The sequence below is a fragment of the Streptomyces sp. NPDC002742 genome, assembly GCF_042888885.1.
GTDB lineage: Bacteria > Actinomycetota > Actinomycetes > Streptomycetales > Streptomycetaceae > Streptomyces.
Genome location: NZ_JBIAQF010000041.1, coordinates 43485 through 67173, shown reverse-complemented (window position 1 = coordinate 67173; position 23689 = coordinate 43485). Strand labels below are relative to the sequence as shown.

Below are 23689 nucleotides of genomic sequence, written 5' to 3'. Positions count from 1 at the left end.
CCGTTACCGGCCGGACGGACAGTTGGAACACCTCGGCCGCCTCGACGACCAGGTGAAGATCCGCGGCCACCGCATCGAACTCGGCGAGATCCGCGCCAGTTTGATCGAGGACCCGGCGGTGATCGCCGCAGCCGTGGTGGTGCACCAGCCCCAGACCCCTGCGGCTCGCCTCGCCGCCTACGTCGTCACCGCGCCCGGCGCGGACCTTCGGCAGATCAAGCGGCGGGTCGCAGGCCGCCTTCCGAGTCATCTGGTGCCTGAAACGGTCATCGCGGTGCCCGAACTGCCGCTCACCCCGAACGGCAAACTCGACCCGCACCGGCTTCCGGTACCCGCGGAGACTCCGCGCCCAGCCGGCACGCTCGCCGAGATCTGGGAGCAGATCCTCGGCGTCACCGTCCTCCCGGGCGACAACTTCTTCGAGCTCGGCGGCACCTCCCTGCTCGCGGCCCGGCTCAGAGTCGCGCTCCAGGAGGCCGGACTCCCCGCCGTGTCGCTGCGGGACATCTATCGCAACTCCTCGCTCACGGCGATGGGTGAGCTTCTGCGATCCCAGGAGAACAGCGCACGCCCGAGCGGCGCACGCCTGAGCAGCGCAAGGGAGACCACCTCGTGACCCAGCCGGCGACTCCAGGACAGCTCCGGTTCTTCCTTCTCGACCAACAGGAGGACCGGGCGACCCTGGTGAACCACATCACCGTGGACGGCCCGGTGGAGCTGGAGCGACTGATCGCGGCCGTCCGGGCCGTGGCGGAGACACAGCCCGCGCTGCGTACCTCCCTCCAGTTGGAACCGTCCGGGCTGAGGCAGCGCCTGCACCCGGTATCCGCCGTTGAGCTGGAGGTGCGGCACACGGATGCCGCGGGGGAGGCAGCCTCGCTGGAACAGCTCGCCCGCCGCGTCGGCGCCCGCTTCGATCACGGAGGCGGCCCGCTGTGCCGGGTGAAGATCCTGACCGGGCCCGAGCGCACGCACTGCCTGTTCGGCGTCCACCACGCGGTCTTCGACGACGACTCGGCGGGCCTGCTGCTCCGTCACCTCATCGCGGCCTACGAGCACGGCGCGCAGGCGTTGCCGGCCGCCGTACCCCCGGCCCCGGGCCCGGAGGGCGAACGGGCGGCTTCTCTGCGGGAGTTCTGGCGGCGCAGCCTCGCCGACTGCCCGCAGGACACTCACATTCCCCAGCTGAGCGAGGCGCGCGACCGCGACCGAGGAGCGGCGACCATCGCGGTTCCGTCCGACCTCGCGGGCAGGATGAAGGCGCTCGCCCGCGAGTGCGGGGCCACACCGTTCACTCAACTGCTGGCCGCCGCAGGACTGGTCACCGGCTGGTACCTGGGGCGGGACGACGTGGTGATCGCCACGATCGCGAGCGGGCGCGCCACGGCCGACGAGAACGTGATCGGTTGCCTGCAGAACACCGTGCCTGTACGGCTCGACCTCACCGGGGCGGACACCGGGACTCTGCTGGACCGGACGCTGGACGCGCTGTTCGACGCCGTCGATCACGCGGACCTCCCGATCGAGGAGATCCTCACCGTCGCGAACGCCACCCGTCGCCCCGGACGCAAGCCGCTCACGCAGATCCTCTGTGCCCAGGGCACCGACCGGCTGCCGACCTTCGCGGCCGGGCTGACCTGGCAGCTCGACCAGCCTCCGGGAACACAGGTGGAGTACGACCTGAGCCTGGCGCTCTGTCACTCCGCCGATGGCGTGCTGTCACTGGCGATGGAGTACCCCGCCCCGGAGATGACCGCCGACGCGGCCGCTCGCCTGGGACAGCACATCATGAGGGCCCTGACCGAGCTCACGTCCGGGCCCGCCAGGCCTCTTGCCGAGCTGCGCCTGCTGGGTCCGGACGAGATGCTGCCCGAGGCCGGCCCGGCGCCCGCCGCGGATCGGCCGGTGCACGAGATCATCGCCCACCACGCACGTCGTTTCCCCGACGCCGTCGCTGTGATCGCGGCCGGACAGGCCATCAGTTACGCGGAGCTGGACGACCGGGCATCGGTCCTGACCGCCCAGCTGATGGCGGCCGGCGTCAGCCCGGGCGGGCGGGTGGGTGTGTGCCTGCCCAGGGATGTGGACATGGTGGTCGCCCTGATCGCGACCTGGCGGGCCGGGGCCGCGTACGTGCCCCTGGACCCTGAGTACCCGGCCGACCGGCTCCGGTACATGGCGGAGGACGCCGTCCTGACGGCGGTGGTCTCCGACGACGGGCTGATGGCAGAGGTGGCCGGTGTGCCGTGGGTCGTGCCCGGCGCCGGGGAGACCGTCGCACCGGCCGAGGGGTGGCCGGCCGTGAGTCCCGGCGACGCCGCGTATCTCATCTACACCTCCGGCTCGACCGGGCGGCCCAAGGGCGTGGTGGTCCGGCACGACAATCTGAGTGCCTTGTTCGCCGCCTTCGACCGGGAGCTGGGCGGTCCGCCGGCCGTCACCGCGGCGGGCACCAGCCTCTCCTTCGACATCAGCGCGCTCGAACTGCACTGGCCGCTCTCCCGGGGGCGCTCGGTGTTCCTCACCGACCACCGCCGGGTGGCCGAGGACGGCGTTCCGTCGGGTGCCCTCTACCAATGCACACCGACGGTCGCCCGGATCCTGGCCACCGATCCGGAGGGCCGGCGTCTGCTCGACCGGCTCGGCACGCTGCTGGTCGGCGGGGAGCCGCTGCCCGGAGACCTGGCGCAGGAGCTGGTCCGGCTGGTTCCCGGGCCCGTTCTCAACTGCTACGGCCCGACGGAGACCACCGTCTGGTCGACCGTCTGGCGCGTCCGGGAGGGGGTACCGGTTCACATCGGGCGCCCGTTGCCAGGAGAACGCTGTCACGTGGTCGACCAGCACGGTAGGCCGCTGCCGGCCGGCTCCCCGGGCCGCCTGCTGATCGGGGGAGCCGGTGTGGGGGACGGGTACTGGCGTCGGCCCGGGCTCACCGAGGAGCGCTTCCGCCCGTTCGCCGAGGCCGGGGAGGGCATCACGTACGACACGGGTGACTTGGTGGTCTGGGACTTCGCGCAGGGACTGCGCTTCCTCGGGCGGGGTGACCATCAGGTCAAGGTTCTCGGGCAGCGGATCGAGTTGGAGGAGATCGAGTCGGTCCTGCGCTCGGTGCCTGGGGTACGCGACGCGGCGGTGGCCGTGAGCGCGCAGAGCAGCGTGCTCGTCGCCCATGTCGCGGCCACCGGGCAGGTCGATACCGAGGTGCTGCGCCGCCACGCCACCGATCGGCTGACCGCCGCGATGGTCCCCGCCACCTGGCTCGTCGTTCCGCGGCTGCCGCTGCTCCCCAATGGCAAGCTCGATCGCTCGGTCGTGCAGCTCTGGGCGGACGAGGCCGGCGGTACAGCAGCGTTGCCGACTGCGCCGTCGCAGTCGTCGCAGCCGTCGGGGGTCGTCGCCGAGGTCTGGCGCAGCGTCCTCGGCGCACCGGTCGCCGATCAGGAGGCAACCTTCTTCGAACTGGGCGGCAACTCCCACGGTGTGCTCCGGGTGCTCGCCGCGCTTCGAGGCGCGTTCCCCCAGCTGCGTGCGGCGGACCTGTTCCAGTACACGACGTTGCGAACTCTTTCCGCGCACCTCGAACGGGACGCGGCCCGGCCGGCGGCCGGTCCCGCGCCGGGGACCGAGGCCCATGACACGACGCGGCAAAGTGCGCCACAGGACGGGCGGGGAGCGACCCGTGCCCGCGCACTGTCCGGGTGGAAGAGACGGCCGTCCCAAGGAGAGGGAACCGAATGACCATCGCCCTGATGTGCCTGCCCTACGCCGGGGCCGGCGCGAGCCTCTTTCGTCCGTGGCGGGAACAGCCGGACCGGGCCTTCCAGGTGACTCCGATTCAGCTGCCCGGTCGTGAGGAGCGCTTCATCGAGGATCCCTACACCTCGGTGGGCGAGGCGGCGGCCGGCTGCGCGGAGCGTGTCACGGCCGCCGCGCAGGGCCGTCAGTTCGCCCTCTTCGGTCACAGTTTCGGTGCCGTCATCGCCTATGAGACGGCGCGGTTGCTGGTGGCCGACGGGGCGCCACTACCTCAGCGGCTCATCGTCAGCGGCGCGGCCGCACCAGGTGTCGCCCGCCCCTATCTGGGCGTGGACGGTCTGTCGGACGACGAGCTGGTGGAGCGTGTCGGCGCCCTCGCGGGGTACGACCACGAGGCATTCGCCGATCCGGATCTGCGTGAACTCATCGTGCCGGCGCTCCGTGCCGACATGGCGATCAACGAAACCTACCGGCCGGGCACCGTCGATCCGCTCCCCGTGCCGATCACCGTGCTCCGGGGCATGGACGACGACCTGGTGACCCGTATGGATGCCGAACTGTGGTCCGGCCACACCACGGCCGGGTACGAGTTGCTGGACATGCCCGGAGGGCACATGTACTTCGCTGAGGATTGGCAGGGGCTCTGGGCGAAGCTGGATGTAGTCCTGCGGGATGTGGCCCGACGGCTTCCCTGATGGGCCGGCGCAGCCTCGGTGGGTGACGGAACGGGAGCCGCCCGGCCTCGTCGTCCCGACGAAGAGGTCGTGGGGCGCGTCCCGCCCTCCGGCCGGTAGCTCCGTCGTTCACGCGGGTGCGCGTCTGCGCTGAGGGTTTCTCACAGGTGATCCCCGCTGTGGCGCGCTCAGCCGACGGCAGGGAGCTGTCGGGCGAAGCGGCGGACCGCGTCAGTGAAGGCATCCGGGTCGTCGAAGTTCGCGAGGTGTCCTGCCCGCGGGATCAATTCGACGCGAGCGTGCGGATGCGCGCGGGCGAAGTCCGCCTCCCCGGCGCGGAAGACGGCGTCCTTCTCGCCGTTCAGGATGAGGACCGGAACCTTCACATGACGCATCGCACCCGCGTCGAAGCGTCCGAGTACTTCGTCCCAGGCCGCCGGCAGGGTATGGAAGGCCCCCGATCGATCCGGGTGTTCTCGGTGGACCCGGTGTGCCAACTGCGCCTGCGGAGCCGTGGCCTTGGCATGGCGGGTCGTTTGACTTCGAGTGGGCTCCACGTCCTAGCGTCACGGGGATCGGCGCGGCGACGCCGCTGAAGAGATCGGTCCGCTGTGGGTGGGCCGGTCGTTCCCGGACGGGGAGGAGCCCCATGAAGGTGCTGGTGACCGGCGGGACGAGCGGGCTGGGACTGGCCATGGCATCCGCTCTGGCCGAGGCGGGGGCGACCGTGGCGCTGACCGGGCGGTCCGGCCGGCGGGCGAGTTCGGCCGCCGCCGGGCTGCCGGGAGCGATCGGCATCGAGCTGGACGTGCGGGACGAGTCCTCGGTCGCCGGGGCGGTCGACCTGGCGGAGGCGCGGCTCGGCGGCATCGACATGCTGGTGAACAACGCCGGGATCGGCATGCGGACCGTCGACCCGCACTTCATGACACGCCCGCAAGGCTTCTGGGAGGTGCCGGTCGACGGCTTCCGTGCCGTCGTCGAGACCAATCTGACCGGCTATTTCCTGGTCGCTCGCGAGGTCGTGCCGCGGATGCTGGCCACCGGTGGCGGTCGCGTCGTCAACATCTCGGTGAGCGAATCGACGATGTACCGGGCCGGGTTCGTCCCGTACGGGCCCTCGCGTGCCGGCAGCGAGTCCCTGTCCCGGATCATGGCCGCCGACCTGCGGGGCAGCGGCGTCACGGTCAACCTGCTGCTTCCGGGAGGTGCGACCGTCACGGGGATGCTGCCCCCGGATGCCGTACCGGGGGAGGGCCGGACGTTCCTGGAGCCCACCGTGATGGGCCCGCCCATCGTCTGGCTGGCCTCCGACGACGCGGCCGGCGTGCACGACGAGCGGATCGTCGCGGTCGAGTTCGAGAGCTGGCTGCGCGAGAGGAAGAGCGGACGGTAGGGCGGCCGGCAGGACGGGAGAGGCGCGGCCTCGGCTGTCGAACGGGCCACCGGGAGCCGCCCGGTGGCCCGTAGGGCCGGAGAGTGAGCGCCGGCGGCCCCGCCCGGCCGGGAGCCGAACGTTCAGGCTCCGTAGGCCAGGAGCACCATCATGCCGGCCTCGCTGTGATAGGCGTTGTGGCAGTGCAGCATCCACTGACCGGGGTTGTCGGCGTCGAAGACGACGGACACCTTCGACCTCGGCAGGACGATGGTGGTGTCCTTGCGCGGGCCGCCGTCACCGAGCTGGTAGGTGTGGCCGTGCAGGTGCATCGGGTGCCACATTCTCGTGGCGTTCAAGAAGTCGAGCTGGACGCGCTGGCCCTCCTGGACGAGCAGCTGGTTCGCCGTCGGGTCGGCCATGTCGAACTGCTTGCCGTTGATCGCCCAGTCGTATGCGCCCATGCTGCCGGTCAGTTGGACGCGGTGAATCAGGTCGGGGTCCTTCGCCTCCAGCCGTGCGTCGTCGCTCGCGCGCAGTTGTGCGGCGGTCATCAACAGGCCGTCCAGTTCGGCCGGCCGTACGGTCGGATCCGGTGCTCTTCCCGATCCTGTGCGCACGAGGGCCATGCCCGCGATGTCCTTGCCCTCGGCGAGCGCGATGAGCGGGAAGACCCCGTCGCCAAGGGTGACCAGGACGTCGTACCGCTCGCCCATGGCGATCAGCAGGGCGTCGACCTCCTGGTTCTCGACCGGGAAACCGTCGGTGTGCGTGATGGTCATCCGGTGGCCGCCGAGCGCCACCCGGTAGGCGGTGTCCGCGCCCGCGTTGATGATCCTGAGGCGGACGCGCCTGCCGGACTTGCCGGTGTAGACGGCCGGGTCGGTCGGCACTCGCCCATTGACCAGGTGGTACGGGTACTTCACGTCCCCGGCGTCACTGCCGAGCAACGGGCTGGCGGTGCCGGTGAGCCTGAACTTCGTCGACGTGCCGTCGCCGGATGACGCGGACGGTGAAGGGGACGGTGAAAGTGTCGCCCCCTTCGAGCCGGTCCTGTTCGTGTCCATGCCGGTCGTGTCCATGCCGGGCATGTGATGGCTGAGCTCGGCGAAGACATCGTCGGGCGTACCGGTCACGCCGTCGAGCCAGTCGTCGAGGACGACGACCCACTCGTCGTCGTACGACAGCGGCTCCCTGGGGTCCTCGACGATCAGCGGAGCGTACATGCCACGGTCGACCTGGAGACCCACGTGCGGGTGGAAGAAGTACGTGCCGGGTGTGTTGGTGATGAAGCGGTACGTGAAGCTGGATCCGGCGCGCACCGGGGCCTGGGTGACCGGCGGTACGCCGTCCATGCCGCCAGGCAGTGAGATGCCGTGCCAGTGGATGGACGTGGTGGTGGCTCTGGGCAACTGGTTGGACAGCTCGGCGGTGACGGTGTCACCGACGGAGACACGGATCTCCTTGCCGGGGAGCTGGCCGCTGAAGGCCCAGGACTTGGCCAGGACGCCGCCGCCCAGGTCGAGCGTGGCGGGTGCGGCCGTCACGTTGAGACTCCGGACCCTGCCCGTGCCGCTCCGCTTCTTCTCCGCGCGGGCGACCTGGGAACCGGAAGAGCTGAGGAGGGAAAGGCTGTTGGAGGCATCGCTGCCGCAGGCGGCGAGCAGGCCGGTACCTGCCGCTCCCAGTCCGGCGAGGACGGAGCGACGGTTGATGCTGTTCACGAAAAGTCCTCTTCTTCAATGCGCGACAGGCGTTCAGGGACGGTCCACACACGGCTGGGCGGCGTCGAAGGACGCGGGAAGCCATGGGGCGCGGCGTATGTGCGCGGTCGAGAGAGGAAGGGCAGGCCGGGAGACGGATCCCGACACGTCGTGCGGCAGTGCCGTCGGCATCGTTCCGACGGTCGGGGCGGGCAGATCGTGGGGGAGCAGTACGGCGATCATGCGGAACAGCGTGACGATCACACGGCGAACCCGGCGGGTGGCGCCACCGAACCGGGCCCAGGGCAACTCTCGTACCGTCATCAGGGGCGTCCGTACTTCCTGCGGGCTAGGACCGTCACCATACCCTGCACGGGTATGCGTGCCCCGGAACCGTCGATCAAGAATCAGCCGAATGCGGACCCTGGGCGGAGTGGTCGTGCCCGTGGTGCCCGTGCCGTCCGGGGTGATGCGGCGGATGCGAGGTGCCGTCGGTGTGGCGGGGGCCTTCCGCCGTGTCGGAGGCGCTGGGACGCACGCCGGTCAGGGTGACGGCGACGAGGCGATGCACCGCGGCCTCGGAGGCCAGGTCGCCGGCGGCGGTCAGCGCGTGCAGGCAGTAGCTCGCGAGTTCGCCGGGCGCGACGTCGTCGCGGACGGCTCCGGCCCGTGCGCCCTCGGCGAGCAGTTCCCCGACCATGCCGTGGAGTCTCTGCTGGGCCTGGGTGACCTGGCTGTCGCGGTGCAGGAACGCCGAGAGGTCGGCGTCGTGGTGGCCGCGTGATGCGCGGGAGATGAGGGCGAAGGCCCGCAGCACCGCTTCGAGACGCACGTCGGCCCCTTCGGTCCGGTCCCGGACCTCGGCCAGATGGTCGAGGTGGTGGCCGATCTGCCGCTCGTGCCAGGCGAGGAGGATCGCGTCGACGTCCGGGAAGTACTTGTACAGCGTGGCGCGACCGATCCCCGAGTCCTTGGCGATCCGCGACATCGTCACCGAGGTCAGTCCGTGTTCGGCGACCAGGGCGGCCGTGGTTTCCAGGACGGCATTCCGTACGGCGGCGCGGTGCGCGTCGATCGTCTCGTTCCAGAGCTTTGGCACGACCCGAGTGTACGGTCCGGCGCCGTCGTGACACTGTGCATTGACAGAGACAATGTGTCTCGATAAAACTGAGGGAGTCCGGGAACCCGGACGATCAGGACGGGCGGGAGAGCGCGGCAGGGCCGGTCGGTCCGACCGTCAAGTCCTCGCTTCCCCTCCTCCGGCGCCGCCCTGCGAGGGCCGGAGGGCCTGTACGCCACCGCCGTACGAAGGAACGCCATGTCAACCGCTGAAGCGCGCGTCGAGACCGACCGGCCGAGCCGGTACCTCGTCCAGCTCTGCAGGCACTTCTCCAACAAGGGCCGCCACCTCGGTCACCGGCTCCACGGCCGTGCGGACGGTGATGACCAGGCGCTGCGTGACATGCGGACAGTCGCGGAGCAGGCGCGGGTCGAGTGGTCCGACACCGAGGGGCACGTCGTCCTCGCCTGGGGGCGGATCACCCTGCGAGCCGCGCCGGGAACGCTGTCGATGCGTGCCGAGGCAACGACGGAGGGCGATCTGAGGCGGCTTCAGGACCTTCTCGCCGGTCACGTCGAGAGGTTCGGCCGACGCGACGGGCTGAGGGTGAACTGGCGATCCCCCTCCCCGGAGACGCCCGCCGTCCCTGTCGCCGTCGCCGTCGAAGCCGAAGCCGCTCGGCCTTCGGCAAGAGAGACCGTGCCGCGCCGCGGTCACTTCAAGACGGTGGGCGTCGTGGTCGTCGTCGCACTCGTCCTGGCCGTGCACCTGGGTCTGGGCGGTGTTCTCCTGTCGGACCGGCGGTGGACCGGCTGGGCCGTCGGCGGCCTCCTCGCGGTCGTCCTGGTGAAGGTCGCGCTGGTGGGCGGGTTCGCCGTCCGTCGCATGCCTCGGCGCTACGGCAAGAACCGCGGTGTTGTCTGACGCGTGACCTGTGACCCCGTCCCCTCCGTCCCGGGACCTGCCACCAGGTGCCCCTGCCTCCGACGTCCGTCCCGACGTGGGCGGAGAGCATGGAGCCCCACCGGGCGGAGAGCATGGAGCCCCACCGGGCGGCCGCTACTTCGCCGGGATCTTCTGCTCGAACCAGACGACCTTGCCGCTGCTCAGTCTCGTCGCGCCCCAGCGCAGGGCGAGTTGATTCACCAGGAACAGGCCGCGGCCGCTCTCGTCCCCGAGGCCGGCCTGCCGCATCCTGGGTACCTGGGGCGAGTCGTCGGTCACCTCGCAGCGGAGCACGTCGGTGCGCAGCAGCCGCAGCGAGAGGGGCCGTGAGGCGAAGCGCACGGCGTTCGTCACGACCTCGCTGACCATGAGTTCGGTCGGGTCGATCAGCGACTCGAGACCCCAGCGGCGCAGGGCCCTGCGGGTCAGCCGGCGGGCCTGCCCCGCGGTCATCGGATGCGGGGCGAGGTACCAGTAACCGACGCTGTCCGGCGGGAAGCCCTCGAACCGGGCGGTGAGCAGGGCGATGTCGTCGTCCCGGGTTCCCGGGCCCAGCGTGCCCAGTACGTGATCGCAGAGAACTTCCAGCGAGGCGAGTCCCTGGGCGGTGCTCTGGAGACGGATCCGCAGTGCCTCGACCCCGCTCCCGATGTCCGTGTCACGGGACTCGACGAGTCCGTCGGTGTACAGCACCAGGGTCGCCCCGGTGGGCGCGGCCATCTCCACCGACTCGAACACGACACCGCCGACGCCGATCGGAGCGCCGGGTGGCACCCCCAGGACCTCGGCGCGGCCGTCCTCGTGGAGCAGTATCGCGGGAGGGTGACCGGCGTTCGCCATCAGCAGGCGGTGCGAGATCGGGTCGTAGATCGCGTAGAGGCAGGTCGCGATGTGGTCGCTGCCCAGCCGCTGGGCCTGCTCGTCGAGGTGGTGCAGGACCTCGTCGGGCGGCAGATCGAGACCGGCGAGGGTCTGCACGATGGTGCGCAGCTGGCCCATGATCGCGGCGGAGGTCATGGAGTGGCCCATGACGTCGCCGACGATCAGGGCGACGCGGTTGCCGGGAAGCGGGATCGCGTCGTACCAGTCGCCGCCGACCTGGGCGGTCTTCGAGGCGGGCAGGTAGCGGCTGGCCAGCCTGATGCCGGTGGGTTCGGGCAGCGACGACGGGAGCATGGTGTGCTGGAGGGTGTCGGCCACGGCGGCCTCGTGGCCGTACATCACCGCCTTCTGGACCCCGAGCGCGGTGTGCGTGGCGAGCTGCGAGGCGACGAGAAGGTCGTCGCTGGTGAAGACGGGGCGGTCCGTGCCGCGGAGCAGGACGACCGTTCCCATGACGTGATGGCTGCCGTGCAGCGGGGCGATGATCAGGCGGTGGCCCGGCGGCAGCGTCCCCGCCGGGTCCGCGCCCGCCGCGAGCAGTTCGGCGACCGCGGGCGCGTTGCCCGGCGCGTCACCGAAAGCGGGACGCCCGTCCCGCAGCAGCTCCGCGAGCCGTCCGCTGCCGGCCGGTTCCACCCGCTCGGCGGCTTCGGGGAGCGGGGGTGGCGGCGGGGGCCCGTCGGCGTGCGGTGGCGTCGTCAACCCCCGCTCGGCGCTGTGCAGTTGAAGTACGACGGGTGCCTTCGACCGCTCCGTGCCCACCGGCAGCGGATCGTCGAGGTGGATGAATATCGCGTCCGCGAACGCCGGAACGGCCGCCTGTCGCAGTTCCCGGAGTGTCTCGTCCAGATCCATCCCGCGGGCGATCCGCCGCGTCGCCACATCGAGATACCGGAGGCGGTCGGTCTGCGGCACGCAGCCGTACGTCACAGCGGCGGATGAGGGGAGGCCCTGCGGCGGGGCGCTGCCCTTGTGGGGGGTGTGGTGCTCGGTCACGCGTTCTGTCCCGTCCAGTGGGTGGCGCGGTCCGCGGCTCGGACCCGGCCTCCTCAGTCACACCTTCTGCAACAGAGGAACACCTGCTCCTCGGGCGGGACATCGGCCACCGCGGGGGCGTAGGTGTACGACGTCTCCTTGACGATCTCGAAGCCCGCGCCCTCGATGACCCTGTGCAGGTCCTCCCGCAGATAGCCGGAGACCCTGATCGTGTTTCCGAGGAACGGGATCGAGAAGTCGTCCACATCGGCCTCGACCATCGACAGGACGAACAGGCCGCCGGGGACGAGGAGATGACGGATGGTCAGCAGGGCGAGCGGAATCTCCTCGCGCGGCAGCATCAGCAGCGAGAAGAAGGCGGCGACGGCGTCGAAACGGCCGAGGTCGCGCGGGCCGCCCGGTCGCAGGTCGGCGAGGTCCAGTTGCTGGAACGCCGCGTCGGGGACGTAGGTGCTCGCGAGCTTCACCATGCCGGCGGAGAGGTCGACTCCCACGACCTCGAACCCGGCGTCCGTCATCTGGCGCGAGGTCGGTACCCCCGTGCCGCAGCCGAGATCCAGGACCCGTGACCCCGCGCCGAGTGATCCGATCAGCCACTCGCCCGCGGTGACCTGGCCTTCCTTGTGCGGAAAGGCCTCGTCGTAGCGGTCGCCGATGGCGTCGAAGGCTTCGGCCTGACCTCTGCGGTCGAGCCGGATGCTCTCGTAATCAGTCCCGGGATTGCTGTTGATCACGAAAGGAACCTCTCATGGGGGCTATCGGAGTAGTCCGTGATTCGGGCGAAAGCGGCCGTGACGGGATCTCCGAGCCTTACCGGTCGCTCAGGAGACGTCAATTCGAGACGATAGTCGTTCAGCGTTCGCCGGGATCTCGTAGTGTCCGAAATTGCTCGGTCGATGAAGTGGCTCCCGCCCGGGATGCCCGGCCACCCGTCGCACCCGAACTCGCCTGGGTGGGCCGCTCGTCGCCGTGCCCGGACGGCGCTGACACGGCCGGAATCCGTCCGGCGGACACGGGTGACCGGGGCGGATCGCGGCGACAACTCGCCCCCGTGTTCGCGGACACCGCGAAGTCGGCCCCCGGTCGGGTGCCCGTCTCCCCGTACCGAAATGTCGTATTCGTGGAAGGATCGTGTCCAGTCCCGGGCCCGAGTCCGGAAGAGGCCCGCCATGCCCCGCTCGCGACAGGCCCAGGGCCGCCCGCTGTACGCGCTCTCGTGGACGTGGAGGTTGCTGTGTCCGTACACCGCGTCGGCCTGGTCGTCCACCAGGGGCGGACGGCGGCCCGCGACGTCGCCCGAGCCGTGCACGCGTGGTGCGACGCGCGAGGCATCCGGTGCACCGAGATCGACGTCTGGGCCAAGGACCAGCAGCGCCGGGGCGGGCGGGCCGAAGCGGAAGCGGCCGGCAATCCGGACCTCGTCGTGACGCTCGGCGGCGACGGCACCTTCCTGCGCGGTGCCCGGATCGCCGTCAAGAGCGGAGCGAACGTGCTGGGTGTCGACCTCGGCAAGGTCGGCTTCCTCACGGAGGTACCGGCAGCCGACGTCACACAGGCACTGCAGGCGGTCCACGACGGCAAGGTCACCGTCGAGGAACGCATGACGCTGACCATGCGGGCCTCCCGGGCCTTGGAGATCCCCGGGGGAATGGATGCCCTGCTCCACTACGGCCGGGGGCCCGCCCTGCCTCCGCCGCAGGTCAGGGCCGAGACGACGGAGGGCGACGGCTGGGGGGTGGCCTTGGACGTCACGGCCCTGAACGACGTCGTCCTGGAGAAGCTGGCCCGCGACCGCCAGGTCAGCGTCGGCGTCTACATCGCCGGACGGCGGCTGGCCTCCTACTCGGCGGACGCCTTCGCCGTCGCCACCCCCACCGGATCGACCGCCTACAGTTTCGCCGCCGGCGGACCCGTGCTCTCCCCGCACATGGACGCGGTCGTCTTCACGCCGATCGCCCCGCACATGACCTTCAACCGCAGTGTGGTCGCCGCGCCGGACGAGCCCGTCGCCCTGCGCGTGCTGCCCCACTCGGGCCAGGCCGCAGTGAGCATCGACGGCCAGCTGCGCGGCGTGCTCGACCCCGGCGACTGGATCGGCGTCTTCCGGGCCCCGCACCGGGTGCGCCTCATCCGGTTGCACCCCACCGACTTCTACGGCCGGCTGCGCGACCGCTTCCGCCTCACCGACGCACCGGCCACGGCGGCCGACGGCGAACCCGCCCCGTTCTTCCGCCCCGACACCCCCATCCCACCGGACCTCGCAGAACTGCGCCTGCCGCCTCCTTCGGCGGCTCGCTGAGGGCGGGAGTCCCGTCCCGCGGAGGCTCCCGCCGCCCGCGCCGGACGGCGGTCGGCCGACCGGACGGCGGGCGGCCTACCGGACGTCGGACGTCGGGCAGCAGACCTCGGGGCTCCGACGGTCGGCACATCGGATGCCGGGCCGCGTCGCGCGGGGTGGTGGGATTCTCCGGGAGAAGCGGTCGATCCAGGTGTGACCGGAGGGGGCTCAGTCGTCCTGGGGACGCGTGCCCGGTCCCGGCGCGCCCGCGCGCAGACCGTCCATCACCAGGTCCGACAGACGCCGGGCGCGCGACCGCCAGTCCCCCTGCCGGTCGAGCCGCCAGAGCCCCGCGACGGCGAGCAGGAAGTCGTCGGGGGTCACCCCCGGTCGGATGGTGCCCGCTTCCGCGTTGGCTCTCAGCAGCAGCGCGACGGCCGAACGCAAGGGTCCGTGGCCCAGCTTCGTGAGCGTGCCCCGAGGCGTGCCGCCGGCGGATCCGAGCGCTTCGGCCAGGCCCGCCTCGGCCATGGCGAACCGTGCGAGACGGTCCATCCACTCCCGCAGTGCCCCGTCCGGCGCGCGGTTGGCGAGCAGGCGCGCCGCCGCGTCGGTGACCTGCTGCACCAGGTGGCGGTAGACCTCGAGGATGAGGGCCTCGCGATGGTGGAAGTTGCGGTAGAAGGTTCCCTGGCCCACCCCCGCCTTCTTCGCTATCGCGCTCAGCGGCGTGTCGGCGGAGCGGGTCAGCTCCGCCAGGGCCACGGCCAGGATGCGCTCGCGATTGCGCTGCGCGTCCGAGCGCAACGGGGGTCCGTCCGGACTCGCGGGCGCGCCCCGGCCCGGCGCTGTGTCCTTGTCGGGGTGCACGGGTACTCCCTCCGCAACGACGGCCGGATCCCTCCCGGGGCCACGGCCGGACCGCCCTCGCCCACCGGACGGCTGCCCCCGGCCCACCATGGGTGGACACCTGCGTCGGTGGACAAACGTCCGCTCAGGGACCGCTGTTGTGGCCGACCCGCTCCGCTCGGACGACCGGAACGTGTCGCCGACCGGCATTCTGGCGCACCCGGCGGATTTCGGCTGGGGACCTCCCGAAATGGCCGGCGGAAGGGCGTCGGCTCAGGAACGCGTGGTCTCGCTCGCCGGCCGGTCGCACGCCGTCCGCGCCGTGCAGGCTGCAGCCGTGCAGCGACGGAGCCCACCGTCGCCCCGCAGTGACGGAGCCCGCCGTCGCTGGGCTGCCCGCGCGTGCCGGTCGTTCCGGGGGCGGCGTTCAGCTCTGCGCCGCCCGCCCGATCGACTCCACCAGCGGCAGCAACCGGTACGGGACACGCTCGCGCAGTGTCACCTCGGTCCGGGTGCGGACCACGCCGGGCAGGCTGATCAGCGCCTGGATCACATCCTCCAGATGGGCGTTGTCCCGTGCCGCGACCCGGGTGATCAGATCACCGCCGCCGGTGATCGAGAACGCCTCGATGATCTCCGGTACGGCGGCGAGCGCGTCGCCGACGTCGTCGAGATGGCCCTGTGTGACCTCGATGTGCACGAAGGCGAGCACGGGGTGGCCGAGCGCCGCGGGGGACAGCGAGGGGCCCGTGCCGGTGATCACCCCGTCCCGCTCCAGCCGGTCGAGACGGGCCTGGAGCGTGCCGCGGGCGACACCAAGGACGCGGGCGTATTCACGGACGCTGGTACGCGGCTGCTCCAGAAGCAGCCGCAGGATGCGGGTGTCGAGCTCGTCCACGGCCATGGTCCGTTGGCCTCCCTGTGGCCGACAATGATCACTCTCCACTGTACCAATGGCCCAGTCGAAATCGTGCCGGTTGAGCCAGTTCCGGGCTGCCGCTTACCTTGTCCGTATCGATGGCGCTGCGCAGCGCCGGACGGCAAGGACGCCGTACCGGACCCGCGGCGCCTTTCGCATGTGCGCTGCGCATGCCGAACCAGAGCTGAAGTGCGAAGTGGGGGCGGGCCGCCGACGGTGAAGAAGATGTTCATGGCTCCGGATCCGGGACTGTTCCGGCTGCGGGTCTCGCTCCGGGCGGTCCTCGGCATCGGACTCGCGGTCACCCTGTGCCAACTGGCCGGGCTCTCGCTCCCCGCGTCGATCACCGGCGGGCTCGCGGCGCTCCTCGCGCTGTTCACGGTCGGCGACCCGACGGTGCGCGGCCAGGCCGGCACCACCGCGCTGCTGCCGGTGGCCGGCCTTCCGGTCCTCACGGTCGCGACCGCCCTGCACGGGGTGCCGACGCTGCGGGACGCGACCTGGCTCGCCGTGGTCTTCGCCGGGGTGTACGCCCGCCGCTACGGCCCGCGCGGGCACGCGCTCGGCATCTTCGCGTTCATGATGTTCTTCACCACCCAGTTCCTGCACGCGGTGCCCGGCCAGCTCCCGCAGCTGTACGCCGCCGTCGCCCTCTCGCTGGCGGCCTCCTCCGCCGTGCGGTTCGGCGCCTGGTGCGTCGAGAGGCGCAGCCCCCTGCCCGCCGCGCCGCCGCCGCTGGACGGGCGCGGGCTGGCGCGCCCCGCCACCCGCCAGGCCTTCCAGGCGACGGCTGCCTGCGCCTTCGCGCTCACGGCGGGCCAACTGCTATCGCACGACCGCTGGTACTGGGCCGTCGGCACCGCGTGGTGGATCTTCGTCAACACGGCCTCGCGCGGCGAGACGCTGGTCCGCGGCTTTCGGCGCGTGCTCGGCACGCTCACCGGGATCGTGGCCGGGCTCCTGATCGCCGTACCGCTGCACGGCGCGCCGGCGCCCACCGCCGTCCTCGTCGCGGTGAGCGTCTTCGGGATCTTCTACACGGCCGCGCCCTCGTACAGCTGGATGATGTTCTTCGTCACCGTCATGGCGGGCCTGCTCTACGGGCTGCTGGGTGTCCTGCACCCGGGCCTGCTGGGCCTGCGGCTCGCCGAGACCGGCGTCGGGGCGCTCGGTGCCGCCCTGGCGGTCGCGCTCGTCCTGCCCATCACGACGCACACGGTCACCGACCGGTGGATCGAGCGCGCCCTGCACGCCGTGCACGGCTGCACCTCGGCGGCGGCCCGGCGGCTCGCGGGCGACGCCCAGGCCGACCCCGCGCCGCGCGCGGGGGAGCTCGAAGCACTTCTGGGGCGCGTGCGAATGGCTCTCGCGCCCCTGGTGCATCCACTCAACCCGATGCGTCGGCGCAAGGAGCGGGCCCGCGCGATCCTCGCCCTGCTCGACGACTGCGCGCGCGAGGTGCGGGGTCTCGCCGCCGTCGCCGCCGACCCGGACGCCTCGCACGACGCCCGCCTCACGGCGGCCTGCCGAAGGGTCGAGTCGGCGATGGAGTCCCTGGTCGGCGCCGTTCCGGGAGGCGCTGCGGCGGCCCACCACGGCGCCCCCGGCCACCACCCCGGTGCAGAGCAGGCGCTCGTCCATCTGCACGGCCTGGAACGGGCGCTCGTCGAACTGGCGACACCGCTGCGCGGCTCGCTGCTCCTCGGCGCCTGACGTCTGCGGGGCTCTTCCCCGGGTGTCCGGCCGTCCCCCGTGGTCCCAGGAGGCCGCCTTCCCTCTGTGGACACGGACGCCCGGAATGAGGCAGATTTACCGGCCATCCACAGGGCGGATCGCCGCACCCTCCGGGTGACTCCGCGGCCTTCGGACACGCGGGCGCCGCGGACCGGGCGGGAGCGGCCCGCGGGCGGAACTCTTGGGGGCGGCACCATGCGCGACTTCCCGCGCGGCACCACACACGAAGAGCGCACGGCCGACAGACCGGACGCCGGGCACCCGGGCCCCCGAGGTGACGGCCCGGCCGGCTGGCTGGACCGGATCCGGCACGGCGACGAGCGCGGCGGCGAAGATCCGGAACGAGGGCGCGGACGCCCGCTGGACGGCCTCGGAGCGGCCCCCGCCGCCATCGGCCCGCCGCGCTCCCCGGAAGCTCGTGGCGGCCGCGGTACGGACTTCACGCGGCCTCCTGCCCCGAACGCGCCAGGCGCTCCGGCCGATTGTCGTACGGACTTCACACGGCCTCCTGCCCCGAACGCGCCCGGTGTGCCGGCCGACGGTTCTGGGGACCTGGTGCGGCCTCGTGACCTGTATGCGCCCGGTGCCTCGGCCGACCGTTGCGGAGACTCCGCCCCGTCGCGTGGACCGCACGCGCACGAGGCCCGGAACACTCGCCGGGCGGACGACGTGTTCTCGTCCGCCGTTCCGGCCGACGCCCACGCCGTGGAGATTGCCGCAGCGTCCCGCGCCTTGTCCGCGCAGGTGGACGCACTGGCAACGCTCCGGCCGGACCGGGGCACCACCCCGATCGCCGGGCTTCGCGGGCGGCTGATGGCCGGGGAGGCCGCAGCCGAGGCGCTGACCCGGCCGGCCCGGGGTTCCGGCCGGACCGGACCGGACACGCGGACCGGACCGGACACGCGGACCGGACCGGACACGCGGACCGGCGCCGGGTGCGGGGCCGGTCCCGACCGGAACGAACCGGGCCCGGCCGCGCACCGGCGCGTCCCGCAAGCACCCCACGACCTCCTCCGCGCCGCCGCCGAGTTCATCACGCTCCACCGCACCGAGGAGCGCCTCGGTGATCCGGCCCGGCGGCTCTCCGCCGTACGCGCGGAGATCGCGGACACGGGGACCTATCGGCACACCACGCGGGAACTCGTCTACGGTGCCCGGGTCGCCTGGCGCAACGCGAACCGCTGCATCGGCCGGCTGTACTGGAACTCGCTGAGCGTGCGCGACCGCCGCGACGTGCGGGACGCCGGGGAGGTCGCGGCGGCGTCGGCCGACCACCTCCGGGAGGCCACGCGCGACGGCAGGATCCGGTCGCTCATCACGGTCTTCGCGCCCGACACCCCGGACCGTCCCGGCCCCAGGATCTGGAACGAACAGCTCGTCCGGTACGCGGGCTACGCGCGCCCCGACGGCGGCGTGACCGGCGACCCGCGCAACGCCGGCCTCACCGCGGCCGCCCGCCGGCTCGGCTGGCCCGGCGGCCCTGGCACGCCCTTCGACGTCCTGCCGCTGGTGATCCAGGACACCGGCGGTGAGTCACGCTGGTTCGCGCTGCCCGAGGACGCGGTGCTCGAAGTGGAGCTCGGCCACCCCGAGTACGCCTGGTGGCACGCGCTGGGACTGCGCTGGCACGCGGTGCCCGCCATTTCCAACATGTGCCTGGAGATCGGCGGCGTCTGCTATCCGGCCGCTCCCTTCAACGGCTGGTACATGGGCACGGAGATCGGCGCCCGCAACCTCGCCGACACCGACCGCTACGACCTCCTGCCGTTCATAGCCGACCGTCTCGGCCTCGACACCCGCACCGACCGTTCCCTGTGGAAGGACCGCGCCCTCGTCGAACTGAACCGGTCGGTCCTGCACTCCTTCGACCGCGCGGGCGTCACCGTCACCGACCATCACACCGAGTCCCGGCGCTTCCTCACCCATCTTGGACGCGAGGAGCGCAAGGGCCGCCCGGTGGGCGCCGACTGGTCGTGGATCGTGCCCCCGATCTCCGGCAGCGCCACGCCGGTCTTCCACCGCACGTTCGACACCGTCGAACGGACTCCGGCCTACGTCCACCACCCGGAGGCGCAGGAGCGGGCGCGGGGCGCGATCCCGCTCTGACCCTGCCGCTCCCGCCCTGCCGTCGGTCCCGCCCTGCCGTCCCGACCCGCCACTCCGTCCGCCGCTCCTGACCGTCCGCTGATCCAGTGGGCCGACCGGCTCACCCGGTCTGGTCTAGACCGCAGCGTGCCGACTGCTACCGTCGCCCCCGATGGCGCGGGACCGAGAGGGGACAGCGGTGGCAGACGGCGGCAGGCGGCAACAGCGGGCGTTCATCGGCTCGTTCACGGCGGCGGGAGGCCTCGGTGTCCTCACGGCGGCCGTGGATCCGGACAGCGGCGCACTGACCGTCCTGAGCGCGGTCGACGGCGTACCGGATCCCTCGTACCTCGCCCTGTCGCCCGCACGCGATGTCCTGTACGCGGTCAGCGAGACCGCGGAGGGCGCGGTGGCCGCCTACCGTGTGCACGCCGACAAGCCGGAACTGACCGGTCCGCCGGTCCGGACCGGCGGCAGCGGTCCCACCCACATCAGTGTTTTCGACGGCCACGTCCTGACCGCCAACTACGGCTCCGGCAGCGTCACCGCCGTGCCCATCCGGCCCGGCGGCGGACTCGCCGTCGCCGCCTCCAGCGTGCTCCAGCACACCGGTTCCGGTCCTCACACGAAGCGGCAGCGAGGCCCGCACGCCCATCAGGTGCAGCCCGACCCCACCGGCCGCTGGGCGGTCAGCGTCGACCTCGGCACGGACTCCGTCCGGGTGTGCGCCCTGGACGGCGGAACGCTCACCCTGCACCGCGAGATCGCCCTGCGCCCCGGCTCAGGGCCCCGCCATCTCGTCTTCCACCCGCGGGGCGGGCACGCGTACGTCCTGAACGAGCTCGCGCCGACCGTCACCGTCTGCCGCTGGGACGCCGCCCAGGGCTCGCTGCGGCCCGTCGGCGAGACACGGGTGCTCTCCGGTGTCCCGGACGGCGACGCGTACCCCTCGGGCATCGTGGTCTCGCCCGACGGCCGTTTCGTGTGGACCGCCACGCGGGGCCAGGACGTCCTCTCCGTGCTCACGCCCGACGCGGTGGGAGAGGGTCTCAGACTGGTCGCCACGGTGCCCTGTGGCGGTGTCTGGCCCCGTGCGCTGGCCCTGGACCCCTCGGGCCGCTTCCTGTACGTGGCCAACGAGCGCTCCGGCGACGTGACCTGGTTCACCGTCGCCCCGGACACGGGCGTGCCGCGCCCCGGCGGCTCGGTCGAGGCGCCGGCGGCGTCCTGCGTGGTCTTCGGCTGACCTGGCCGACCTGGCTGACGTGGCTCTGGCCGACCTGGCTCCGGCTGACGTGGCCGATCCGGCCGCGAACCGGCTGTCACGGGGATGCGCCGGGTGCATCGCGCGCCCCCGCCCCCGCCCGCGCCTCGCGCCGACGGGAAAGGGCCCGCTCCTGTGACAGGAGCGGGCCCTTTCGATGTGCGGGCGGTACTGGTAGTACGGGCGTTACGGGTGGTACGGGCGCGCCGGCCGACTAGAAGGCCGGGGCTCCCTGGCTCTGCGGCGGCGCGATGCCCAGCGCCGACGTGTACTGCGAGAGCGCGAGCTTGCCGATCGCCGGGTACGGGCCGAGAGCCTCGGCGGCACTGCAGCCGGCCTCCTTGGCGGCCGCGTCGAGCAGACCCGCGTCGAGCTCCGGACCGATCAGGTACGGGGCGAGCGCGAGCTGCTGCGAACCCGAGCCGCGCAGCTGCTCGGCGATGGCCGCGATGGACCCTTCCTCGTCGAGCGCCGCCGCCATGACCGGCACGGCGAGTCGCGCGGCGAGCAGCATTCCGGTGATCCCGGCCGCCTGTACGGCGTCCTCGCCGCCGACGGTGGCGAGGACGATGCCGTCCGCGGCGGTCGCCACGGTGAACAGCCGGGCACGGTCGGCGCGGGCCAGACCGGCCTCCGACAGGCGTACGTGCAACGCCTCGGCGAGCAGCGGGTGCGGACCGAGGACATCGGTCAGTTCGGCCGCGACGCGGCTGTCCATGACCGCCTGGCGGATCCGGCGCAGCAGGGCGTTGTCCGGACCGGCGAGCAGCGGTACGACGATGCCGACCGGGCCGTCGGGCGCGGGGGCGTCGGAACCGGCGGCGCGGGCCTGCTCGAAGCGCGCGGTGCGCTCCTCGGCGGCGTGGGCCAGCACGGACTGCAGCGTGGGGAACTCGTCGTCCCCGTCCAGGTAACCGATGCGGGCATCGAGGCCGGGGAGCTCGGAGCGCGCGATGCTCACGACCTCCTCGGCGAGGCTGCGCGTGGCCGCGCTGGGGGTGCCCGGCACCGCGAGGACGAGCGCGGGCGCGCCCTCGGGAGCCGCCAGGGGTTCCGGACGGCGGTGCCGCCCGGCTTGGCGGGGTCGCGGCATTCGTACTGGCAGGCCGGACGCGGGCCCAGTGGGGGAGCTCATGGCGCCGCATGTTACTGGTTTCCTGGGTTCCCCTGTTCGGGGAGGGTGCAGGTGAGCGGTATCCGTCCGCTTTTGTCTGATGAGTTACGTACGGATCAGAAGTGATCAGTAATCGCGGACTTGTCGGTCCTGTGGCGGATTCCGGCCATCGATTTCCGGATACGGCTTTTCGGCCACCACGTACAGCATCCGTTCGTCCGGAGGCAGTGTGAGCAGGCCGTTCGCCAGGTCGGCGGCGATCCGGAGCGCGCCGTCGAGCGGGTCGCCGACCGCGGGCACCTGCCGCGCGTGGGGCAGCCGCTCGGCCAACTCCGCCTGCAGGGGGTCGAGGAGCGGGGCGCCCAGCTTGAACAGGCCCCCGGTGAGCGCGAGACGGGGCTCGCCGTCGACCGGGCACGCCGCCGCGGCCGACTCGGCCATGTGCCGTGCGGCGGTCCGCAGGATGTCCGTCGCCACCGGATCGCTCCCGGCGCCGGAGGCGACCTCCGGGGCGAAGGAGGCGAGCACGGCGGCTCGGTCGGTGCGCGGGTACAACAGCCCAGGCAGCCCCGGCATCGGTCCGAACATCTCCTCCGCCCGCGTGAGCAGTGCGGCCGACCCGCCCGGGCGGCCGTCGAACGCCCGCAGGGCCGCCTCCAGGCCCGCGCGGCCGATCCACGCGCCGCCGCCGCAGTCGCCGAGAAGATGGCCCCAGCCGTCGGCCCGACGCCACGAGGTGAGATCGGTGCCGATCGCGATCACGCCGGTGCCGGCCGCGATCACGGCACCTGCTCGGGGGCCCAGCGCGCCCGTGTACGCGGTCACCGCGTCTGCCGCCAGGGCGAGCCGCCGTACTCCCAGTTCACGTTCGAGTGCCCTCGGCAGCTCGTCCCGCAGTTCGTCGCCGAGCGTGGCCAGGCCGGCCGCGCCGACGGCGACCGCATCGAGCCGTCCGGCCCCCGCTTCGGTCATCAACCGCCGGGCCATCGGCAGCAGTTGATCCAGCAGATGTCCGGCCGAGATCCCGCGCGGGCCGGTACGGACCGGCTCCCGGGAGGTCAGGGGTTCACCGAGCGGGGCCGGGGGAGGGGGCGGTGCCACCCCTTGGCGTACGGGGGCGCCGGCATCGCCCGTCACCCGGTGCGCGGCGAGGGCCACACGCAGTCCCGAACCGCCGGAGTCCACGGCCAGCACGACGGCCGGCCCGGGACGGCCCGCACGCCCGCCGTGTACGCCGTCGAAGGTCACGGCAGGCGCCAGTCCACCGGCTCCGCTCCTTGCCTCGCCAGGAGGTCGTTGGCGCGGCTGAAGGGGCGGGAACCGAAGAAGCCGCGGTCGGCCGACATGGGCGAGGGGTGCGAGGACTCCACCGAGGGGAGATCGCCGAGCAGGGGGCGCAGATTGCGGGCGTCGCGGCCCCACAGGATCGACACGAGCGGTCGGCCGCGGGCGGCCAGCGCGCGTATCGCCTGTTCGGTGACTTCCTCCCAGCCCTTGCCGCGGTGTGCGGCGGGGCTGCGGGGAGCCGTGGTGAGCGCCCTGTTGAGCAGCAGCACGCCCTGCCTCGTCCAGGGGGTGAGGTCACCGGTCGACGGCTGGGGCGCCCCGAGGTCGGTGTTCAGCTCGCGGAAGATGTTGATCAGGCTGGGCGGCAGCGGGCGTACCTCCGGGGCCACCGAGAACGACAGCCCGACGGCGTGTCCCGGAGTGGGATAGGGGTCCTGGCCGACGATGAGGACGCGTACCTCGTCGAAGGGCTGCTGGAAGGCTCGCAGGACATTCGCCCCGGCCGGTAGGTAGGTGCGTCCCGCGGCGATCTCCGCGCGCAGGAAGTCGCCCATCTGGGCGATCCGTCCGGCCACGGGGTCGAGGGCTTTCGCCCAGCCCGGTTCGACGATCTCATGCAACGGTCGTGGTGCCACGGGCGTCACCCTACTGCCGTACACATGGCGGAGATCAAACCGGTGGCCGTCGCGCGACCGAGGATGACCGATTCGTCGTCGAATCGGACGGCGGCGAGCACAAGACACCTGCCGCAGAGGGGCGTTGGAGTCC

At 72.3% G+C, this 23689-nt stretch carries 19 protein-coding genes and 1 pseudogene; 9 read left to right on the top strand and 11 right to left on the bottom strand.

Going from position 1 to position 23689, the window contains the following annotated elements:
• From ACFYW8_RS41285 to ACFYW8_RS41275, 3 genes are all read left to right on the top strand, one after another.
• A partial coding sequence (locus ACFYW8_RS41285) for a phosphopantetheine-binding protein (RefSeq protein WP_389091536.1) occupies positions 1-616 on the top strand: 616 nt, incomplete at its 5' end.
• Entirely contained in the window at positions 613-3738 is a 3126-nt protein-coding gene (locus tag ACFYW8_RS41280) for an amino acid adenylation domain-containing protein (protein ID WP_389091530.1), read from the top strand. The genes ACFYW8_RS41285 and ACFYW8_RS41280, both read left to right, overlap by 4 nt.
• Positions 3735-4451 carry a thioesterase II family protein gene (locus tag ACFYW8_RS41275; RefSeq protein ID WP_389091526.1) on the top strand — a complete coding sequence of 239 codons (717 nt, stop codon included), beginning with the start codon at positions 3735-3737 and terminating at the stop codon, positions 4449-4451. The genes ACFYW8_RS41280 and ACFYW8_RS41275 overlap by 4 nt, the downstream gene beginning before the upstream one ends.
• Positions 4452-4618: 167 nt before the next feature.
• On the opposite strand, the pseudogene ACFYW8_RS41270 reads toward ACFYW8_RS41275, so the two are convergent.
• Positions 4619-4894 (bottom strand): annotated as a pseudogene (locus ACFYW8_RS41270) (alpha/beta fold hydrolase); the annotation flags it as partial.
• 185 nt (positions 4895-5079) lie between these two features.
• Between ACFYW8_RS41270 and ACFYW8_RS41265 the strand changes: the two are divergent.
• Positions 5080-5826, top strand: coding sequence for an SDR family NAD(P)-dependent oxidoreductase (locus ACFYW8_RS41265; protein WP_389091522.1), 747 nt, complete (start codon positions 5080-5082; stop codon positions 5824-5826).
• Between the two features lie 122 nt (positions 5827-5948).
• Here the strand turns inward: ACFYW8_RS41265 and ACFYW8_RS41260 are convergent, their stop codons facing one another.
• From ACFYW8_RS41260 to ACFYW8_RS41250, 3 genes are all read right to left on the bottom strand, one after another.
• Complete coding sequence (locus ACFYW8_RS41260) at positions 5949-7529, bottom strand: multicopper oxidase family protein (protein WP_389091518.1); 1581 nt, start codon at positions 7527-7529, stop codon at positions 5949-5951.
• Positions 7530-7562: 33 nt separating this feature from the next.
• Positions 7563-7832, bottom strand: a complete 270-nt coding sequence (locus ACFYW8_RS41255; protein WP_389091514.1) for a hypothetical protein — start codon at positions 7830-7832, stop codon at positions 7563-7565.
• Between the two features lie 76 nt (positions 7833-7908).
• Complete coding sequence (locus ACFYW8_RS41250; RefSeq protein WP_389091510.1) at positions 7909-8607, bottom strand: TetR/AcrR family transcriptional regulator; 699 nt, start codon at positions 8605-8607, stop codon at positions 7909-7911.
• A gap of 219 nt (positions 8608-8826) precedes the next feature.
• Here ACFYW8_RS41250 and ACFYW8_RS41245 point away from each other — a divergent pair, with 219 nt between their 5' ends.
• Positions 8827-9492 carry a DUF2218 domain-containing protein gene (locus ACFYW8_RS41245; protein ID WP_389091505.1) on the top strand — a complete coding sequence of 222 codons (666 nt, stop codon included), beginning with the start codon at positions 8827-8829 and terminating at the stop codon, positions 9490-9492.
• Between the two features lie 135 nt (positions 9493-9627).
• Here the strand turns inward: ACFYW8_RS41245 and ACFYW8_RS41240 are convergent, their stop codons facing one another.
• Together ACFYW8_RS41240 and ACFYW8_RS41235 are read right to left on the bottom strand one after the other, a co-directional pair.
• On the bottom strand, positions 9628-11250 hold the full coding sequence (locus ACFYW8_RS41240; protein WP_389091555.1) for a SpoIIE family protein phosphatase: 1623 nt from the start codon (positions 11248-11250) through the stop codon (positions 9628-9630).
• 194 nt (positions 11251-11444) lie between these two features.
• Complete coding sequence (locus ACFYW8_RS41235; RefSeq protein WP_389091501.1) at positions 11445-12125, bottom strand: class I SAM-dependent DNA methyltransferase; 681 nt, start codon at positions 12123-12125, stop codon at positions 11445-11447.
• Between the two features lie 500 nt (positions 12126-12625).
• Here ACFYW8_RS41235 and ACFYW8_RS41230 point away from each other — a divergent pair, with 500 nt between their 5' ends.
• Positions 12626-13690, top strand: a complete 1065-nt coding sequence (locus ACFYW8_RS41230; RefSeq protein ID WP_365874107.1) for an NAD(+)/NADH kinase — start codon at positions 12626-12628, stop codon at positions 13688-13690.
• 207 nt (positions 13691-13897) lie between these two features.
• Here ACFYW8_RS41230 and ACFYW8_RS41225 read toward each other — a convergent pair whose 3' ends face one another.
• Together ACFYW8_RS41225 and ACFYW8_RS41220 are read right to left on the bottom strand one after the other, a co-directional pair.
• Positions 13898-14539 carry a TetR/AcrR family transcriptional regulator gene (locus ACFYW8_RS41225; protein WP_389091496.1) on the bottom strand — a complete coding sequence of 214 codons (642 nt, stop codon included), beginning with the start codon at positions 14537-14539 and terminating at the stop codon, positions 13898-13900.
• A gap of 406 nt (positions 14540-14945) precedes the next feature.
• Complete coding sequence (locus ACFYW8_RS41220) at positions 14946-15422, bottom strand: Lrp/AsnC family transcriptional regulator (RefSeq protein WP_365874105.1); 477 nt, start codon at positions 15420-15422, stop codon at positions 14946-14948.
• A gap of 240 nt (positions 15423-15662) precedes the next feature.
• Here ACFYW8_RS41220 and ACFYW8_RS41215 point away from each other — a divergent pair, with 240 nt between their 5' ends.
• The 3 genes from ACFYW8_RS41215 (at position 15663) to ACFYW8_RS41205 (ending at position 20502) form a co-directional block, all read left to right on the top strand.
• A complete protein-coding gene (locus ACFYW8_RS41215) occupies positions 15663-17150 on the top strand; it encodes an FUSC family protein (protein ID WP_389091491.1) in 1488 nt (495 codons plus the stop codon).
• Between the two features lie 726 nt (positions 17151-17876).
• Entirely contained in the window at positions 17877-19277 is a 1401-nt protein-coding gene (locus ACFYW8_RS41210) for a nitric oxide synthase oxygenase (RefSeq protein ID WP_389091487.1), read from the top strand.
• Positions 19278-19455: 178 nt separating this feature from the next.
• Positions 19456-20502, top strand: a complete 1047-nt coding sequence (locus ACFYW8_RS41205; RefSeq protein ID WP_389091551.1) for a lactonase family protein — start codon at positions 19456-19458, stop codon at positions 20500-20502.
• Positions 20503-20734: 232 nt separating this feature from the next.
• On the opposite strand, the gene ACFYW8_RS41200 is transcribed toward ACFYW8_RS41205, so the two are convergent.
• From ACFYW8_RS41200 to ACFYW8_RS41190, 3 genes are all read right to left on the bottom strand, one after another.
• Positions 20735-21655: a hypothetical protein gene (locus ACFYW8_RS41200; RefSeq protein ID WP_365874099.1), complete on the bottom strand. Its 921-nt coding sequence runs from the start codon at positions 21653-21655 to the stop codon at positions 20735-20737.
• Between the two features lie 105 nt (positions 21656-21760).
• Complete coding sequence (locus tag ACFYW8_RS41195; protein ID WP_389091481.1) at positions 21761-22882, bottom strand: N-acetylglucosamine kinase; 1122 nt, start codon at positions 22880-22882, stop codon at positions 21761-21763.
• Complete coding sequence (locus ACFYW8_RS41190) at positions 22879-23556, bottom strand: uracil-DNA glycosylase (RefSeq protein WP_365874095.1); 678 nt, start codon at positions 23554-23556, stop codon at positions 22879-22881. Before ACFYW8_RS41190 ends, ACFYW8_RS41195 begins: the two co-directional genes overlap by 4 nt.
• Positions 23557-23689: the final 133 nt, after the last annotated feature.

Excerpts from the sequence above, each read along its gene's own strand:
- ACFYW8_RS41275 (WP_389091526.1), top strand. The coding sequence starts at position 3,735 with ATGACCATCGCCCTGATGTGCCTGCCCTACGCCGGGGCCGGCGCGAGC.
- ACFYW8_RS41265 (WP_389091522.1), top strand. The coding sequence starts at position 5,080 with ATGAAGGTGCTGGTGACCGGCGGGACGAGCGGGCTGGGACTGGCCATG.
- ACFYW8_RS41255 (WP_389091514.1), bottom strand. The coding sequence starts at position 7,832 with ATGACGGTACGAGAGTTGCCCTGGGCCCGGTTCGGTGGCGCCACCCGC.
- ACFYW8_RS41245 (WP_389091505.1), top strand. The coding sequence starts at position 8,827 with ATGTCAACCGCTGAAGCGCGCGTCGAGACCGACCGGCCGAGCCGGTAC.
- ACFYW8_RS41240 (WP_389091555.1), bottom strand. The coding sequence starts at position 11,250 with ATGGATCTGGACGAGACACTCCGGGAACTGCGACAGGCGGCCGTTCCG.
- ACFYW8_RS41220 (WP_365874105.1), bottom strand. The coding sequence starts at position 15,422 with ATGGCCGTGGACGAGCTCGACACCCGCATCCTGCGGCTGCTTCTGGAG.
- ACFYW8_RS41215 (WP_389091491.1), top strand. The coding sequence starts at position 15,663 with ATGTTCATGGCTCCGGATCCGGGACTGTTCCGGCTGCGGGTCTCGCTC.
- ACFYW8_RS41200 (WP_365874099.1), bottom strand. The coding sequence starts at position 21,655 with ATGAGCTCCCCCACTGGGCCCGCGTCCGGCCTGCCAGTACGAATGCCG.